12 protein-coding genes are annotated in these 16,031 nt (G+C 56.0%); 7 read left to right on the forward strand and 5 right to left on the reverse strand.

What is annotated here, in order from left to right:
- Positions 1 to 23: 23 nt before the first annotated feature.
- Positions 24 to 1,439, forward strand: coding sequence for an FG-GAP repeat protein (locus IE099_RS17075; protein ID WP_189572640.1), 1,416 nt, complete (start codon positions 24 to 26; stop codon positions 1,437 to 1,439).
- Here IE099_RS17075 and IE099_RS17080 read toward each other — a convergent pair.
- The gene (locus IE099_RS17080) at positions 1,436 to 3,148 is read right to left on the reverse strand and encodes an ABC transporter ATP-binding protein (protein WP_189572643.1); all 1,713 of its coding nucleotides are present in this window, start codon (positions 3,146 to 3,148) and stop codon (positions 1,436 to 1,438) included. The two genes, IE099_RS17075 and IE099_RS17080, sit on opposite strands and share 4 nt — an antisense overlap.
- Positions 3,149 to 3,316: 168 nt before the next feature.
- Between IE099_RS17080 and IE099_RS17085 the strand changes: the two genes are divergently transcribed.
- From IE099_RS17085 to IE099_RS17110, 6 genes are all read left to right on the forward strand, one after another.
- Positions 3,317 to 4,585: a matrixin family metalloprotease gene (locus tag IE099_RS17085; RefSeq protein ID WP_189572646.1), complete on the forward strand. Its 1,269-nt coding sequence runs from the start codon at positions 3,317 to 3,319 to the stop codon at positions 4,583 to 4,585.
- A gap of 191 nt (positions 4,586 to 4,776) precedes the next feature.
- A complete protein-coding gene (locus IE099_RS17090) occupies positions 4,777 to 5,760 on the forward strand; it encodes a hypothetical protein (protein WP_189572649.1) in 984 nt (327 codons plus the stop codon).
- The gene (locus IE099_RS17095; protein WP_189572651.1) at positions 5,748 to 6,530 is read left to right on the forward strand and encodes a glycosyl hydrolase; all 783 of its coding nucleotides are present in this window, start codon (positions 5,748 to 5,750) and stop codon (positions 6,528 to 6,530) included. Before IE099_RS17090 ends, IE099_RS17095 begins: the two co-directional genes overlap by 13 nt.
- A 90-nt stretch (positions 6,531 to 6,620) precedes the next feature.
- Positions 6,621 to 8,279 (forward strand): ribulokinase, encoded by a 1,659-nt coding sequence (locus IE099_RS17100; RefSeq protein WP_189572654.1) that lies wholly within the window; start codon positions 6,621 to 6,623, stop codon positions 8,277 to 8,279.
- Positions 8,280 to 8,303: 24 nt separating this feature from the next.
- Positions 8,304 to 9,005 carry an L-ribulose-5-phosphate 4-epimerase gene (locus IE099_RS17105; protein WP_189572657.1) on the forward strand — a complete coding sequence of 234 codons (702 nt, stop codon included), beginning with the start codon at positions 8,304 to 8,306 and terminating at the stop codon, positions 9,003 to 9,005.
- Positions 9,006 to 9,121: 116 nt separating this feature from the next.
- Entirely contained in the window at positions 9,122 to 10,423 is a 1,302-nt protein-coding gene (locus tag IE099_RS17110; protein WP_189572660.1) for a sigma-54-dependent transcriptional regulator, read from the forward strand.
- 16 nt (positions 10,424 to 10,439) lie between these two features.
- Here the strand turns inward: IE099_RS17110 and IE099_RS17115 are convergent, their stop codons facing one another.
- The 4 genes from IE099_RS17115 to IE099_RS17130 form a co-directional block, all read right to left on the reverse strand.
- Positions 10,440 to 12,155, reverse strand: a complete 1,716-nt coding sequence (locus IE099_RS17115) for a dynamin family protein (RefSeq protein ID WP_189572663.1) — start codon at positions 12,153 to 12,155, stop codon at positions 10,440 to 10,442.
- Between the two features lie 9 nt (positions 12,156 to 12,164).
- Positions 12,165 to 12,992, reverse strand: a complete 828-nt coding sequence (locus IE099_RS17120) for a polysaccharide deacetylase family protein (RefSeq protein WP_229809566.1) — start codon at positions 12,990 to 12,992, stop codon at positions 12,165 to 12,167.
- Between the two features lie 253 nt (positions 12,993 to 13,245).
- Positions 13,246 to 14,889 carry a vWA domain-containing protein gene (locus IE099_RS17125; protein ID WP_189572666.1) on the reverse strand — a complete coding sequence of 548 codons (1,644 nt, stop codon included), beginning with the start codon at positions 14,887 to 14,889 and terminating at the stop codon, positions 13,246 to 13,248.
- A 211-nt stretch (positions 14,890 to 15,100) separates the two neighbouring features.
- Positions 15,101 to 15,928: a polyphosphate kinase 2 family protein gene (locus IE099_RS17130; protein ID WP_189572669.1), complete on the reverse strand. Its 828-nt coding sequence runs from the start codon at positions 15,926 to 15,928 to the stop codon at positions 15,101 to 15,103.
- Positions 15,929 to 16,031 lie beyond the last annotated feature (103 nt).

The raw sequence follows: 16,031 nt of genomic DNA on the forward strand, positions 1-16,031 counted from the left end.
CCTAGTTCAAAGTAAGACCTCAAATGATGAACCTCCCGCATTTTCTCGCGCGCAAGCAACCTCTCGCCCTTCTTTGTTTTCTGGTTACTGGAGAAGCGCCTGCCGAGCTGGTGAAGCTAACTGCGAGTAATGCGGGAGCGTTCGATCGTTTCGGACAATCCGTGGCAATGACCGAGGACTTCCTCATTGTCGGAGCCCATGAGGAAGACACTGGATTCAGCAAGGCGGGATCAGTCTACGTCTATGACCGCGACACCCACGCCTTTATCCGCAAGCTGAATGCCTCTGACGCTGGCTCCAACGACTTGTTCGGCTGGTCTCTGGCGGCGGAAGGCAATCAGGTTCTAGTGGGAGCTCCCGGCAATGATTCCGGCGCCTGCTACCTCTTTGACCTCAATACCGGAGCCGAGCTCAACAAGCTCACTCCCTCTGACGCCGCGAGCGGCGATCAATTTGGCCATTCCGTGGCCATGACCTCCACAACCATCCTTGTTGGTTCCTGGTTGATGGAAGACAGCGATATTAGCCCGTCGGAGGATTCCGGCGCGGCCTACCTCTTTCACCGCAGCAACGGACAAGAATTGCACCGTCTGCGTCCTGCCGACATCGCGGAAGCGGATCAGTTCGGCGGCAGCGTAGCCCTCACTGGCGACTATGCTTGTGTCGGCTCTCTCTTCGATGACCACAGTGGAGTCTCCGACGCCGGCTCCGTCTACCTGTTCGACCCGTCAACCGGTGCTGAACTGCGCAAGATTACGCGGGGAACACCTGCCGAAGGCGACACCTTCGGTTCGATGCTGGCAGCAAAAGGCGACCTCCTAGTCACGGGAATTCCGGAAGCGGGAGACTTTGGAGCCCGGGCCGGGGTCACTTCACTTTTTAGCCTGCCCAGTGGCGAACACTTGACTGACATCATGCCGCCCTCTCTTTCCGAGGGGGATCAATTCGGGCAATCGGTGGCGATTGACGACTTCATCGTTGTCGGTGCTTTCCGAACCGATTCAGGTTCGAAAAATGATGTTGGTTCAGCCTTTGTTTTCAGCACTACCGGCCACTACCGCAATACGCTGCACCCCAGCGACGGAGCAACTTCCGATTTTTTTGGTGGAGCAGTGGCCACTCAAGGCGACGAGTTTCTGATCGGCGCGACTCAGAACGATGATGACGGACCATCCTCAGGTTCAGCCTATCTCTTCGAGGACGAATTGGACCTCATTCTCAACGATCTCACAATTGCTCTCTCTGGCAACAACGTCACTCTCAATTGGACCGGAACAGCCGAAGGAGAATACCGGATTTTTGCAACCAGCGACTTGTCCAACTGGCCGACCACTCCCCTGCAAACCGTGGTCCCCACCTCATCCAGTGCGAACTTCATCCACACCAATGGAGCGGACGCGAGCAAGCTCTTCTACCGGATTGAAACCGGTAGTAACTAACCGTTTGAGGAGCGTTCGGTCACCAGACCTTTGTTGAACTCCAAGACTCGGTCGGCTTGCTCCATGGTGCTTGGCCGGTGAGTAATGAAAATCGTGGTGCGTCCTTTGGCAAGATGTGAGACCGCTTCCTGAACGCGGGCCTCGCTCTCGGCATCCAGAGCACTGGTAGCTTCATCCATAATCAAAATCGGAGCATCCTTTAGAAAAGCACGGGCAATGGCAATACGCTGGCGTTGACCACCGGAAAGCGAACCACCACGCTCCGAAACCATGGTCTGGTAGCCTTGTTCCTGCTTCTCGATAAATTCAGAGGCGAAGGCTTTGCGCGCGGCTTCGTGCACCTCCTCCTCGCTTGCATCCGGACGGCCCATGAGAATGTTTTCGTAAATCGTGCCCCGAAAGAGAACCGGCATTTGAGGCACCAGGGCAATCCGATTGCGCAGCTCCCGTTTGGAGTAATCACGCACATCCACTCCATCAATGATCACGCTCCCACTAGAAACCTCGTAGAAACGAGGAATCATATTGGCGAAAGTCGTTTTACCTCCACCGCTTTCCCCTACCAAGGCCACAGTCTGCCCGGACTCGATCCGTGCATTGACCCCTGTCAAGACCTCCTCGTCTCCATAAGAAAAGCGAACGTCACGAAACTCGACCTCCCCTTTCGCTGCTGGAGGAAGCTTTGGATTCTCGGGCTCGGGAAGGCTATCCTCCGCATCCAGAATCACCTTCACCCGCGCCATGGAAGCCTTGGCCTGCTCCAGAATTCCGTAGAGATTCCCCAACCTCTTCACCGGATCATAGGCGAGAAACAAGGCGGTAGCCACCAACATAAAATCCTCAAACGACATGTCCTTTTTGGCTCCCAAATAAAGCGAAAAGGCAAAGCCAATGGCAGCCACCACTTCCACTAACGGAGAGAGAAACTTGGTATAACGAACGAGCTTCAACTGAAAGCGCCGCCAATCTCGCGCGAGATTCCCGAAGATTCCCGAGAACCTCTCCTCTAGATTGTAAGCCCTCACCTCCAGAGGATTCTGAATCACCTCCGAAGCCATTCCGGTCATCTCCCCGACCTTCGCCTGAAGATCCGCCCCCCGTTTTTTGAGCTTTTTCCCCAGGGCCCGGATTGGAAACACCAGGATCGGAATCGTAATTCCACCCACAAGAGCAAAGAAGACACCTTCCTTCTGAATGGCCACCACCACCAGAGTCGCCAAGGTAGAAATCAGCACTATCGGCTGCTTGATGATATCCCCTCCGGTTTGGGTCACAGTGCTCTGCAAGGAACCTGTATCCGCGATCACTCGCGAGAGAATATCACCCGATGCCCGCTTCCCGAAAAAGCTCATGGGATGGGAGAGCAACCGATCAAAAATCTCTTTGCGGAAGCTCTCAATCGCACGCGTGCCAACTTCGGTCATCCAATAAGCACTCAAGTAGCCACCCACTCCGCGAAGCAGAAAGACGAAGGGAATGAATAGGCAACTCGCCAGCACCAGGCGCTGCTGATCGCCGCCAAAAAGCCACTCGATTACCGCTAGAAACAAGGGCGGCACTTCCTTGAGTCCTTGTTCATCCTGAAAGATGACGGGCAGTGCCGTTCTCGACAAAAGAGGAAGTCCGGCACCAGTCGCAATGCCAAATACCACCGCCGCAATCAGTCCCAGAACGAACTTTCCCACCAAGGGCCGAAGGTGAGGAAACAAGGGTTTGAAATCGTCGAACACGTCTGGGAAGACTCACCTTCCCACCCCCTTTCGACAATCCTCGTTTTTGTCTTCTCTCCCATCCAGGCAAAGGCCGCCGGATCTTGCCGGCCTTCGTTCTCTCTTCTGTCAATATCCCATAGCTGTGCTATAAACACCGCGCCTTGCATGAAATCGGTCGCCACCTTCAGCCTTTTATTGCTCTCCCTTCTCCCGACCGAGAAGGCGAAGGGCTTGGATATCATCTTTCGCTACGACCTCGACACCTCGGGATTCTTCGAGCAAGCGGGTGCCAAGGAGGCCCTGGAGGCAGCCGGCAGTTTTTATGAAAAGCTGATCGTGGATGAACTGGAAGCGATCGACCCGTTCAACTTCACCCCCGGCACGCAACGCAACTGGTATCCCCGATACCTTGAGCCCGGCGACACCAACCCCTATGGACGACGTATCGCCAGCGCCGAAAACCTTGTGGTGCCCGCCAACTCAATCGTGATCTTCGTTGGTGCACGAGCTCTGGACACCACCGCACAAGGTGGCCCCGGAGGAATGGAACCCCTCCAGCCCGGCTCCTACCCCTGGTTCAACCAACTTTTCAATCGCGGGGAAGAAGGCGCGGTCACCTACAGCGGGACATCTTATTCGCCCAACCCCACGGATTTTGCCCCTTGGGGCGGAACCGTTTTCTTCAATAAAGACCTCTCTTGGAATTTCTCCACCAACGATGCCACCCTGCCCGGAATCGACTTCATTCCCGTTGCACTTCACGAAATTGGCCACGTGCTGGGGATCGGTCACTTGGACCCCACCTTCTCCAGTTGGCAACCGCTGGTCTCGCAGAATAAATTCCAAGGTCCCTTGGCGAAGATGTCCAATGGCAATGTCGCCCCCTCCATTTCCAATGGCTATCATTGGTCCTCCAGCAACCCCGACAGCCCGACACTCCCGGTCTTCGGCCGCCAACATGGCGAAAGTCAGAACGCCTTGATGCAAGCCCTCGTCGGATCGACAAACGCGGATCACTTCACCGTGCCCACCGACTTGGAACTGGCCGCTCTCCGCGACATCGGGTGGGAGCTGACCCCGGCGCTCGATAATTTTTCGATTAACGTGAATTTCGACAGTTCCCAGCCTGCTGTCAAAATCCCCACCTCCACCGGGGTCACTTATCAAATTCTACGATCCGATTCTCCCGCCTCCTTGTCACCATCGGGACCAACTCTAACAGGTGACGGAACAGTGCAAACTTGGACCGATCCCAACGAGCCATCCGCCGCCGCCTTTTACCAAGTCGAAGTGGATTCCCCTCCCGCAGCAGCCAAGAGCCTGAGGGATAAGAAGGCGAAAAACCAGGCACCCACCGGGGTCTTGGAACCGACGAAATTGCCCTTGGTCGCTCCTTCGGTTTGCGAATGCCTTCTGCATAATCCGGAGCACTAATCCCAGCCGTTGCGGATAGACAGAAGCTACGGATTCCCCTGCCCCGTTAGCGGAGTCTCCTGCCGATCAAAGAGAAACACATTCTTTAAAAACTTAATCAAACTTAAGTATCATTTTTCAAAAAGAACGCACTTACCGCTTGGAGAAAGGGCAATCCTCTCATTTCTTTGTCAAAAGCTCTTTTCCTCCTCATGAGTCTCCGCCAACAACTTTCCGATAGTCTCCCCGAAATTCTCCCCGCCGATCCCGCCCAAGCCATCAAGGGCACGGAACTCATTCGTCTCGTTCGCATGCGTTTGGAAGGCGACTATTCGGACGCCTCTCTCCGCTACCATTTCTCCATCATGTCCTGCGACCCGGCTTCGCCGATCGCAAAGGTGGAGAAGGGACAAGGCTACTATCGCCGTGCCCCGGCGGTTCCCGACCTGGTCAAAGCTCGCGAAATGATGTCACAAGGCCAACTGGATGAGGTCGGAACCGACCCCCGCGCGCTCGACTATGCGGTTGCGCGAATCCAGAAGTTTCGCGCCATTGTGACCCGTTACTCGGAGACCAATAATCGCTTTCCCTATCAGTTCCGCAGCTCACTCGGCAAAGGCGCCCCCATTGGTAACCTTTGGAAAATTCCCGACATGGTCATTGTGGACTGGGAATCGGGGGAACCGGACGAAACGGGTTTCGATCTGGATCGCACCAATATCATGCTCCGTCGTTCAGTAGGCCTCGCGCCCTATCGACTCGATGCCGTATCGCTGAAGCTGGCGCCCAATTTGGAACTCTGTCGTGAGGACTTTTTCCAAGCCCTCGCGGTTTCCTCGTGGTGCAATGCGGGCGAGCTATACTACGCCAACCCAATTCCCGACGAAGCTCTCGCCGATGCCCTGCGACATCTCGCGGGCCGCTATGGGGTCGGAATTACAACCTTCGGCCTTTCGCTGCAAGCGCTCGACGAACTCCCCCCCGCCGAGCACATTCTCAATGCCCAGCCACGCGAGACCGAAGCCCTGATGGAGCGGCTCGATGTCCGCCGTGTCGCCCCATCACGACGTCGCGATCACTTGGATTGGTCCTCGTTGCAGAATCTTCGAATGGAAAACCCCGAGGTCCACAACCTCTTCGTCTGGGTTGCCAAATCGCTCGAGGCCAATCGCGTCGAGCCCCAATGCTACGAATAAGCGCCATGCATCGCCGCCAGTTTCTAACGGCAGGCACCCTCGCCTCCGCTTCCTTTGCCTTCGCTCGGAACACCAACGGGGGCTCGGCCAAGAAAGGCTGGGCCGGGGGTAATTCGAAGTATCGACAGCTTTTTAATACCCATTGGTATTACAACTGGTCTCCCAGCGGACCTCGTGGGGACGGGCAGTTCGTTCCGATGCTAAAGGGAACCCGGCAGATCAGAAACGGTGGTCTCAAAAAATTGCAGGCCTACCCCGAGCTTTCCCACCTCCTCGGCTACAACGAACCGGAGCGGACCAAACAAGGCAATCTGACGGTGGAAGCCGCACTGAAATTCTGGCCGAAATTGCAGGCGCTGGCCGAGACCAAAGGAGCTCGCCTGGGCTCCCCCGCTCCGTCCTCTGACAAAGATGGAATGGAATGGCTCGACGAATTCATGCAGCAGGCGAAGAGCCGCAAGCTGAAGGTCGATTTCGTCGCCCTGCACTACTACCGGTCGCGCAATCCCGATGATTTGGAAGACTTCATCAAAGAGGTGGCCAAAGAATACCGCCTCCCCATCTGGCTCACCGAGTTCAATGGCTGGAGTGGTCCGCGTGACGAGCACGAAGACTTTCTCAAAGAAGCCCTGCGTTTTCTCGAACGGGAGCGGAAGGTCGAGCGCTACGCCTACTTCAATCCCGGTCAGGGCAAGCCCCACTCCTTGCTCAATAAAGACGGCTCCCTCACCTCGCTGGGCGAACTTTATCGGGATGCGGGAAAGGACTAGGCCGCAAACGCTACAAGAATTTTTTCCATTTCAACTCCCCTCGGGACGTTACCTGAGACAAGGCAACTCTAAACCTATTTCTACCAACCCATGAGCTACACAATCGGAATTGACTACGGTTCAAATTCAGTCCGCGCCATCATCGTTCGCACCTCTGACGGAGCCGAAGTCGGCACCTCCATCTTCGACTATCCCAGCGGCCATCAGGGCATTCTGCTAGACCCCAACGATCACAATCTCGCTCGTCAACATCCCGGCGATTACCTTGCCGGGGTGGAAAGCACCGTCGCGGCAGCATTGGCTGAAGCCGAGAGCAACGATGCCGGTTTCTCTCGCGCGCAAGTTGTCGGAATGGGCGTGGACTCGACGGGTTCCAGCCCGATTCCGGTCGATGCCAACAACCACCCTCTCGCCTTGAAGGACGAGTTCAAGGGGAATCTGGCCGCCCAATGTTGGCTGTGGAAAGACCATACCTCCATTGAGGAAGCAGAGACCATCACCCGACTCGCTGGCGAACACCGCCCGCAGTATCTCGCCAAGATTGGCGGGATCTATTCTTCCGAATGGTTCTGGGCCAAGATTTGGAAGTGCTTGAAAGTTGATCCCACCGTCTTCGATGCCGCCCATAGCTGGGTCGAGCTTTGCGACTTCATCCCCGCGACCCTCGCAGGGGTCACCGACCCCGCCGCCGTGATTCGCGGAGTTTGTGCCGCCGGCCACAAGGCCCTGTATGCCGAGGATTGGGACGGACTACCGGATAAAGAGTTCCTTTCCCTGCTCGATCCCAAACTCGCCGACTTGCGGGACCGACTCTATGACGAGGCTCATGACGCCAGTGCTACCGCAGGCCACCTTTGTCCCGAATGGGCTTCGAAATGGAATCTTCCCGAAGGCATTCCCATTGCCGTCGGGGAATTTGACGTTCACTATGGCGCGATTGGGTGCGGAGTTGAACAAGGCACTTTAGTTAAAGTCATTGGCACATCGACCTGCGATTGCGGCGTGGTCTCTGCGGAAGAAGAAGTCGCGGACATCCCCGGCATCTGCGGGATTGTCAAAGGCGCCATCCTCCCGGGCTACTACGGCATCGAGGCCGGGCAATCGGCGGTTGGAGACATCTTCAAATGGTGGGTTGAGGGAGTTTGCAAGGGCTCCGACTCCTTGCACAAGGAACTCTCCGATGAAGCGGCCCAACTCACTCCCGGGCAGAGCGGATTGCTCGCCTTGGATTGGAACAACGGCAATCGAACAATCTTGGTCGACCAACGTCTAACAGGAGCCCTCCTCGGCCAGACTCTCTACACCACTCAGGCGGAGATCTACCGAGCGCTCATCGAGGCAACCGCCTTCGGAGCACGCGCGATCATTGAACGTCTCAAGGAATACAAGGTCCCGATTACCCGCATCGTCTGCTCCGGCGGGATCGCGGAAAAGAATGCGATGTTGATGCAGATTTACGCCGACGTCACAGGCTGCGAGATGCGGGTTTCGCGCTCCTCACAGAGCTGCGCTCTCGGCTCCGCTATTGCAGCCGCAGTCATTGCCGGAGCTCATCCGGACTTCGCCAGTGCCAAGGAGGCCATGACGGGATTGAAGGAAGTCACCTACACTCCGAATCCTGAAAACCAGAAAGTCTACGACCAACTCTATGCCCTCTACCGACAGTTGCACGACGCCTTCGGCGGCGTGAGCGACCAAGTCGACCTCGGCAATGTCATGAAAGATCTTTTGAACCTCAAGCACGCCTAACAACCCCTTTTACCCAATCTCACTATGAGCGACTTTCAAGCGATCAAAGAAGAATGCTGTGAGGCAAATATTCAGTTGCCCAAGACCGGTCTCGTGGACATCACCTTTGGCAATGTCAGTGTCTCCGACCCCGCGCGCCGGGTCTTCGCCATCAAGCCCAGCGGGGTTGACTATGATGACCTGACCCCAGACCACATGGTCGTGCTCGACTATGAGGGCAAGGTCTTGGAGGGCGACCTCCGCCCCTCCTCCGACACCCCAACCCACCGCTGTCTCTTTTTAAACTTTGAGGGCATCCGCTCGGTCGTCCACACCCATTCGCGGACGGCGGTTTCCTTTGCTCAAGCAGCACGCGACATCCCCTGCATGGGCACGACCCACGCGGACTATTTCTACGGCGACGTCCCCGCCAGCCGCGATATGACCGCCGAAGAAATTGCCGCTGGCTATGAATGGGAGACTGGTGAGGTCATCGTGAAAACCTTTGCCGAGCGCGGAATCAATCCCCTCGAGATTCCCGCCGTTCTCGTTCGCAACCACGGTCCCTTCGCCTGGGGACCCAGCGGAGCGAAGGCTGTGGAGACTGCCCTCGCCTTGGAGGTGGTTGCCGAAATGGCCCTTAAGGCATTGCAACTGAACCCCGAAGCGCCACTCATCGCGCAGCATCTTCTCGACAAACACTACCTGCGGAAGCACGGGGCGAACGCCTATTACGGTCAGAAGTAAGACCTCAGGCGGGGCACCCGCATTTCAAATTCTGTGCCAGGGACGATTTTGGCTCATGTAACTAAAAGTTGCAGTCGATCTCGTCCCTTTTCGTGCTTATTATCGTTGCTAGCAAGATGCCCGACGCTGAATTCAAAGACACCCTTCTCCTGGTTGATTCCGATATCGATTTTCTCGACTGGGCGACCAAACATTTGGAAGCACCCGACCTCCGGATTCTCCGCTGTGACAGTTCGGAGAAAGCGCTCAAGGTCATTGGTAGCACCACGGTCGACTTGGTCCTGGCGGACTTTCAAACTCAACCTTATGACGGACTGGAACTGCTGGCCAAGATCCGCGCCAAGAACGCCGCCATCGTCACAATCCTACTCGCGGGCTTTCCGACCACGACACAGATCATCGAAGCAACCCGCCTTGGGGCGCGCGATGTTCTACGTAAAGAGGCTCTGAACTTTGAGCTGCGACCCGTGGTCGAAAGCGCCTTTCAAATCATCGAAAGCCGTCGCTCGGCGGATCAGCCCGAGCAGGAATTGCCTGCTGCGGACGCCCGCATCAAGATGATCGGACAGTCCCGCATCATCCAAGAGACCTTCAAACTGGTAGGCCGGGTTGCGCCTTCAGACGCCCCCGTTCTAGTGAGTGGTGAGTCGGGAACGGGAAAAGAACTCATCGCGCAAGCAGTGCACGAGTATTCTCCCCGCCGGAAAAATGAGTTCATCGCCATCAACTGTGGCGCCATACCTGACAACCTTCTGGAATCCGAACTCTTCGGCCACGAGAAAGGTTCCTTTACCGGCGCGATGGCGCGCAGGGCCGGACGGTTCGAGCAATGCGATGGCGGGACTCTCTTTCTCGATGAGATTGGGGACATGCCCCAATCCGTCCAAGTCAAAATCCTACGCGTCTTGCAGGACGGAAGCTTTTCCCGAGTGGGCTCGAACGAAACTCTCAGCTCTGATGTCCGCATCGTTGCAGCAACTAACAAAGACCTCGCCTATGAAGTCGCTCGAGGTCGTTTTCGGGAGGATCTTTACTACCGCCTCAATGTGGTTGAAATCCATCTCCCTCCCCTTCGCGACAGACGGGAGGACATTCCCCTCCTCGCCGAGTTTTTCCTCCAACGCCTTGCCCGGAAATATGGCTTGGCCAAGATCAAACTTTCGGGTGAAGCCATCGATACTCTCCGCAACCACCGCTGGACGGGTAATGTTCGGGAATTGGAGAACACCATGGCGCGGGCCTGTGCTCTTGCTGAATCATCGCTCCTGTTAGCCGACGACATCCCCTTCGCCCGCTCGCCATGGTCGGAAGAAGGTCAAATCGCGAAGGCGCTCAACACCCTTATCGCTTTGCAGCCCGACAGCGAAAAAGACACTGCCGAGTGGATCTCCAAGCTTCTCGAAAAGCACAACGAATAAGCCAAGGACCGGGAACCTACAAATCCTGGTCGATGGCGTTGAGCTCGAGAAAGAGATTGTTCCACTTATCGAGTTGAGGCTTCAGCTTCATCTTCAAGTCCGCGACGTGTCGCCGGATGCCTTCGAACATGGTGGCGTATTCCACAAAGAATCCCCGCACCCCCTCCTGATAATCCGCAGCCAAGTGCTCGGCGAAGGGTCGCCGGCACGCCGAAGTCCGTTCCTCGAACCACGCGATTAGCTGACGCGAGCTCCGTCGCGCTCGCAAAAGCCCAACCGTCAAAACAACGAGGGCTGAAACTAACAACGCGACTGCCAACAAATTCGCTTGTAGTGAACCAAATAGTCCCGCGCCAATGACCAGTAGCAATGTGGCCGTTACGAACTTGCGCAGAGAACCCCGCCGCTCCTCCATCTCGCTGTCCAGCATCCCGCGGATCTTCTGAGCGACCACCGCCTTGCGAGCTGCTCCTCCAAGTCTCTTGGAGAACCGTTCCTTGGATCCGGCAAAGCCTTGGGACTCTTTTTCAAAGTCAGGAGGTGGCATTTCCAAGCGTTCCTCAACGCGCGGAATCACAGTCTGCCAGTGCCCGCGACACACATCCACCAGCTCTTCACTGTCGTCGGAGGCCAAGCCCTCGATTGCTTCCTGCACCGCTTCGATGAGCCCCTTCTCAATCTCAGCAGGAGTTCCATCCTTATGGAAAAGCGACCAGAGCGACCTCCACATGGTGGTGCGCTCTTCGAGTAGACGCGCGGCCTTTTCCGCCTGTTCTCCAAAGACCTCCCCAAGCCCTGAAAATTTCTCCGCCAGCCGTTGAGCTTGCAGCTCTCGCTCGCGATCAACCTCGGTCTCGATATCGCTCAAAAAGCCTTGGTCGGAGTCCAGCGTATTACGCCGAATCTCCATTCGGTCCTCGATTCCACGCAGGACCGCAGCCGTGCCATCGCGAATTCCGCGCAGCACCTCCCGCCTCTTCGGCGACCCCGACACCTTGCGCGAGACATATCGCTCCAAGGCCGGATAACCACTCTCCTGATAGAGTAAAGTCCGGACCGGATCCTGCTGCTTGGCTTCCAGTGCTTGCAAGCCGGACACAGGGAACACCTCGGGGGCCTCGCCGATTTTATGAACAGCCAATTCCGCAATGTGACCCATCATGACCTTCATATCATCGTCATTGCGCAGGTCCTTCTGCTGCAGGACGACAGCCATGCGGTCTTTCAGATCGGAGGCCACATCAGACACAAAGTTCCAAGTGGCAGCCCCCCACGGATTGGTCACGGGAAAGACGAAAAAGACGAGGTCGGCATCCGGCAGGAAAGTCTTGATGGCCTCAAGAGCCTCCGGACTGATTCCGTTGGTTCCCGGAGTATCGACCACCGAAAAATCGAGAAGGAACTCGTGGTCGCGAAAGGAATGAACCAGGCACTCGCTCTGCCGTTCATCAAACTCACGTCGCCCGTAGCGGATCCATTGGACCTCCTTGGTCGTCGGCAAGACATCGCTCGGGCAAAAGGGAGCTCCGAAGAGTCCGTTGATAAACGCAGACTTTCCCGCGTTGATCTCGCCACAAACCACGAATTGAAAAGGCTCTGACAGCCCTGCCAGAAAGGCATATTCATCAGCCAGCGGGCCGGTCTCGGTGCCCGTATCTTCGGCGAGTTCGCGAACGCCACGAACTACCGCCGAAAGCCGCTCCCGGGTCGCGAAATAACGTTCCCCGAACATCTTGGAGCATCAATTCTGAGACACTTCTTTCATCGCGAGAAGCTGGGACACCGTGACAAAACGGTAACCCTTCGCGAGAAGCGCGTCGAAGGTGCTGGGCATGGCGTCGACGGTGGTCGAGTGCAAATCGTGAGCCAGAACGATGGAACCCGAGCTCGTTCCACTCAGGATACGGGACTTCACAACAGCAGTGCCGGGACGCTTCCAGTCGAGAGGATCAACGTCCCAGAGAATCGTTGGATAGCCATACTCGCTGTGAATCATTTCCCGCTGATTGGTTCGCAACGCTCCGTAGGGAGGACGCATGGTGCGAGGCTTCACCCCTGCGGCGCTGATGATCGCGTCGCGAGTTGTGTCGAGCTCTTGCCGAACCTTCGCATTGCTCAGCTTGGTCAAGTTGGGGTGATTGTAGGTGTGATTGCCCAACTCGTGACCCTCAGCATGAATGCGACGAACAATCTCCGGATACTGGTTTACGCTCTTGCCGATCACATAGAAGGTCGCCTTGATGTTGCGCTGCCGAAGCATGTCGAGCAGACGGGGGGTGTTCTTCGGATGAGGACCATCGTCGAAGGTCATCGCGATGTAGTTGCCGCTATTCCTCACGCTGGAGAACGAAACTCCCACATCGGGCGAAAAATTGGAGGGAAGAGATACTGCAGGATTTTGCGCGGACGGCGAAGCATAGGCCGGAGTCCGATAAGCCGTGTTCGGCTTCATTGTGACCCGGGGTGGAGCGGTGACCGGGGTCGTCGCGCGCTCGGCTTGAATAGTCTTTTCAGCAGAGCATGCCGCCAAGGTCAGCACACCGCTAATGAGGAGGAAAAAGCGTTTCAAGATGATTGATGGTTTAGATTTACAAATGATTTTCACCTGCAGTTGTTTGTATCGGTTCGCCCTGACCTTGTCACGCGCCCATTTTGCCAACTGGCACTCCGCCAGCCCTTTGACTGGGGCGATACCTCTGGACCACTCCCCTGTCCGAATTCTCCAATCGCCCGCGGTGACCGCGAGCTCCGAACACAAAAAAACTGCCATCCAACGAAGAAAAACCTTCGCTCGATGGCAGTTTGATTATCAGAGTTTCTCGCTATGGAATCGTAATTGCAGCTTCTTTGCTGCCGGCGACAACGACGGCCTTGCGGACTTCTTTTCCATTATTGAAAAACGCGATTTCATAGGTTCCGGCGGGCAGTTCAAATGAGCTTTCGCCCGATAGTCCGGAGGCCACCAGTCGGGTGCCTTGATAGACGGAGAATGGAATCGCGGCCGCTTTGCGCAAGGCAACCGTCAGGCTTTCGGCCTCGGACGCTCGGAAGTAACGACCGTTTCCCAATGTGGCCCAGCTCTCGAAGTCAGCGCTGACCTCCTCATCGCCAATGTTGTATCCGACAATGTTGACCCGTGTGTTCGGGTAGCTGTCGACCAAAGAACGAATGGCGGCGGCAGGACTTCCGTCACACGTTTCTTCTCCATCTGTCAGGAGAACCACCACCCGTTCGCCTTCAGTTCCCTTCAGGTCGGAGGAAACCATTTCAATCGATTTCGCCAATGGAGTTTTCGCCAAGTTGATGGCTTCGATCTCCTTCACGATTGGTGCCATTCCAGCATAGTCAAACGGAGCTGAAGGGATGAGAAGCTCGCTTTCACAGCTACCTTCCTCGATATGGCCGAAGGCTCGGAGAGAAAAGGTCATCCCTTCCGGTACCGAGGTCTGCATGAATTTGAGCAAAGTGTCTTTGGCTATGTCGATGCGGTCCTCTCCCTCTTGATCTTGAAGCATGCTTCCGGAGGCATCCAGAATCACCTCCATCGCGGAGTCGTCCTTTAGCTGGTAGTTCTCGAGCGCAACTACCGAGAGAGTGCCAGTCTCGCGATCTGCAGCCAACACTTCGAAGGTGTCCGACGCCAGCACTTCGTTGCTGCGATTGCGATACTGAATCTCATAGAGACCCTGGGACGCTGGAGCGTTCAAAACCGCAGTGCCACGATAAGGGTTGAGATAGGCATAACCCATAATTTCGGAGTCCGCACTAGCTGGTGCCTTCACCACAACGATCCGATCGCGGTCATTGAACGGTCCTGAAAAGACAGCTTGGAACTTTGTATTCGCCATCACTTGAGGAGGCGCGAAGAGATTGGTTTCCTCGGCAGCCGTCACCTGAATCGCCCGAGTGGCCTTGATGTTATCACCGATGATGTAGCTCACCTCGTATGGGCCAGCTTCGATCGGGAGTTGGATTCGAACAGAACCGCTGGTCTGATTGGCAGGAAGGGCAGCACTATCGAGAACGCTCCCGTCAGTATTTCTCAAAGCAATCACGGCACCCCCTTGATTCACTCCGGACCAAAAAACCGGCAGGCTACCGGACGCGGTAGCCGAGTCGGCCACGCGGACTCCGAACTCGGGATTAGTCACTTGAATGTTTTCGGTTGTTAGGACACCAGCCTCACCGCGATAGATGATGGTGTAGAGACCGGGGAGACTCGGCATCAGAAGATTAACGCTGCCTTTTCCATCGGAGAGGTCAGCGGGATTGGTTCCTCTCAGCTCAATCCCCCGGGCATCCCCGATGGTCATCTCGTCTCCCTCATTTCCAGGCCCACTGTAGAGGACCTTGACTGTCTCGTCCACAATCCCCATCTCGGGGGCCTCCAAGCTTGCTTCCTGTGCAGACAAATGTCCGGCAAAGAGAAGAGCCACTGCTGTCGAAAACGTATTGATTACATTCATAGCGACAATCGCTATCGCAAGCGGTGTGCCCCACCTCCCGAACCTTTCCTTTTTCCTTTTCCCTAGGGGATTAATCGACTCTAACAGCATTCGACCCGCCAATAAAAAACCTGCGACAAAGCGCAGGTTGCATGAACTGAAATGGTCGGGCCTTGCCTAATGCACGACTGGTTCAATCTTCCTTCATCCCAATCGGGGGATTGCCACGCTGTCAGTCTTCCAGCGTCACGTCGCCAGGCTTCCAAGTTGGTTCAGGGAAAGACATTTTCAAGCCCTTGAGGGTATCGACCATGATGCGTGCGACACAGAGATTGCGGTACCACTTGCGGTCGGCGGGGATCACATACCACGGAGCAACGTCGGTCGACGTCTTCTCGATAACGTCCTCGTAGGTCTCCATAAAGTCATCCCAAAGCGCGCGGTCCTTGAGGTCATCGGGATTGAACTTCCAATATTTGTCAGGATTATCCAGCCGGGATTGCAAGCGCGCCTTTTGCTCGTCGCGTGAAATGTTCAGGAAGATCTTCACAATAGTCGTGCCCTCCTCCGCAAGCATGCGCTCAAAGTCCACCACGTGCTGATAGCGCCGCTTCCAGACCTTCTCCGGAAACAGATTCTTCACCCGCACCGCGATAATGTCTTCGTAGTGACTGCGATTGAAAACGGTGAGATGCCCGTTGCGAGGAACATGCTCGTGAACGCGCCACAGGAAATCGTGGGCAAGCTCGTCTTCGGTTGGCTTTTTAAAGGAAACCACATTGAGCCCCTGGGGATCGACCCGCGAGAAGACGTGCTTGATGCACCCGTCCTTCCCCCCGGTATCCATCGCTTGCATCACGACCAGCACCCGGTGCTTGTTCTGTGCGTAGAGCATCTTCTGGAGCTGCTGCAGCTCATCCCTCAGCTCGTCAAACGGCCCGAAGGACTCCTCTTTCCCTAGGTTCTCAGCGAGAGTTTTCTCGTTGGTGTCCAGGTCGGAAAGCTTCAATTTCCTTCCAGCTTTATGGCGATAACGGTCGAGTGCTCCTGATGCAGGCATGGGATTAGAGATTGCCTATCGATCCTGCTGAGGCAAGCTTTCCTTGTCCCAATCGGGCTCACTTGCCGTGATTCGTCAATTACCAGGCAGGGTGTCAGATTTG

Source organism: Roseibacillus persicicus (assembly GCF_014651675.1).
Taxonomy (GTDB): Bacteria; Verrucomicrobiota; Verrucomicrobiia; order Verrucomicrobiales; family Akkermansiaceae; genus Roseibacillus; species Roseibacillus persicicus.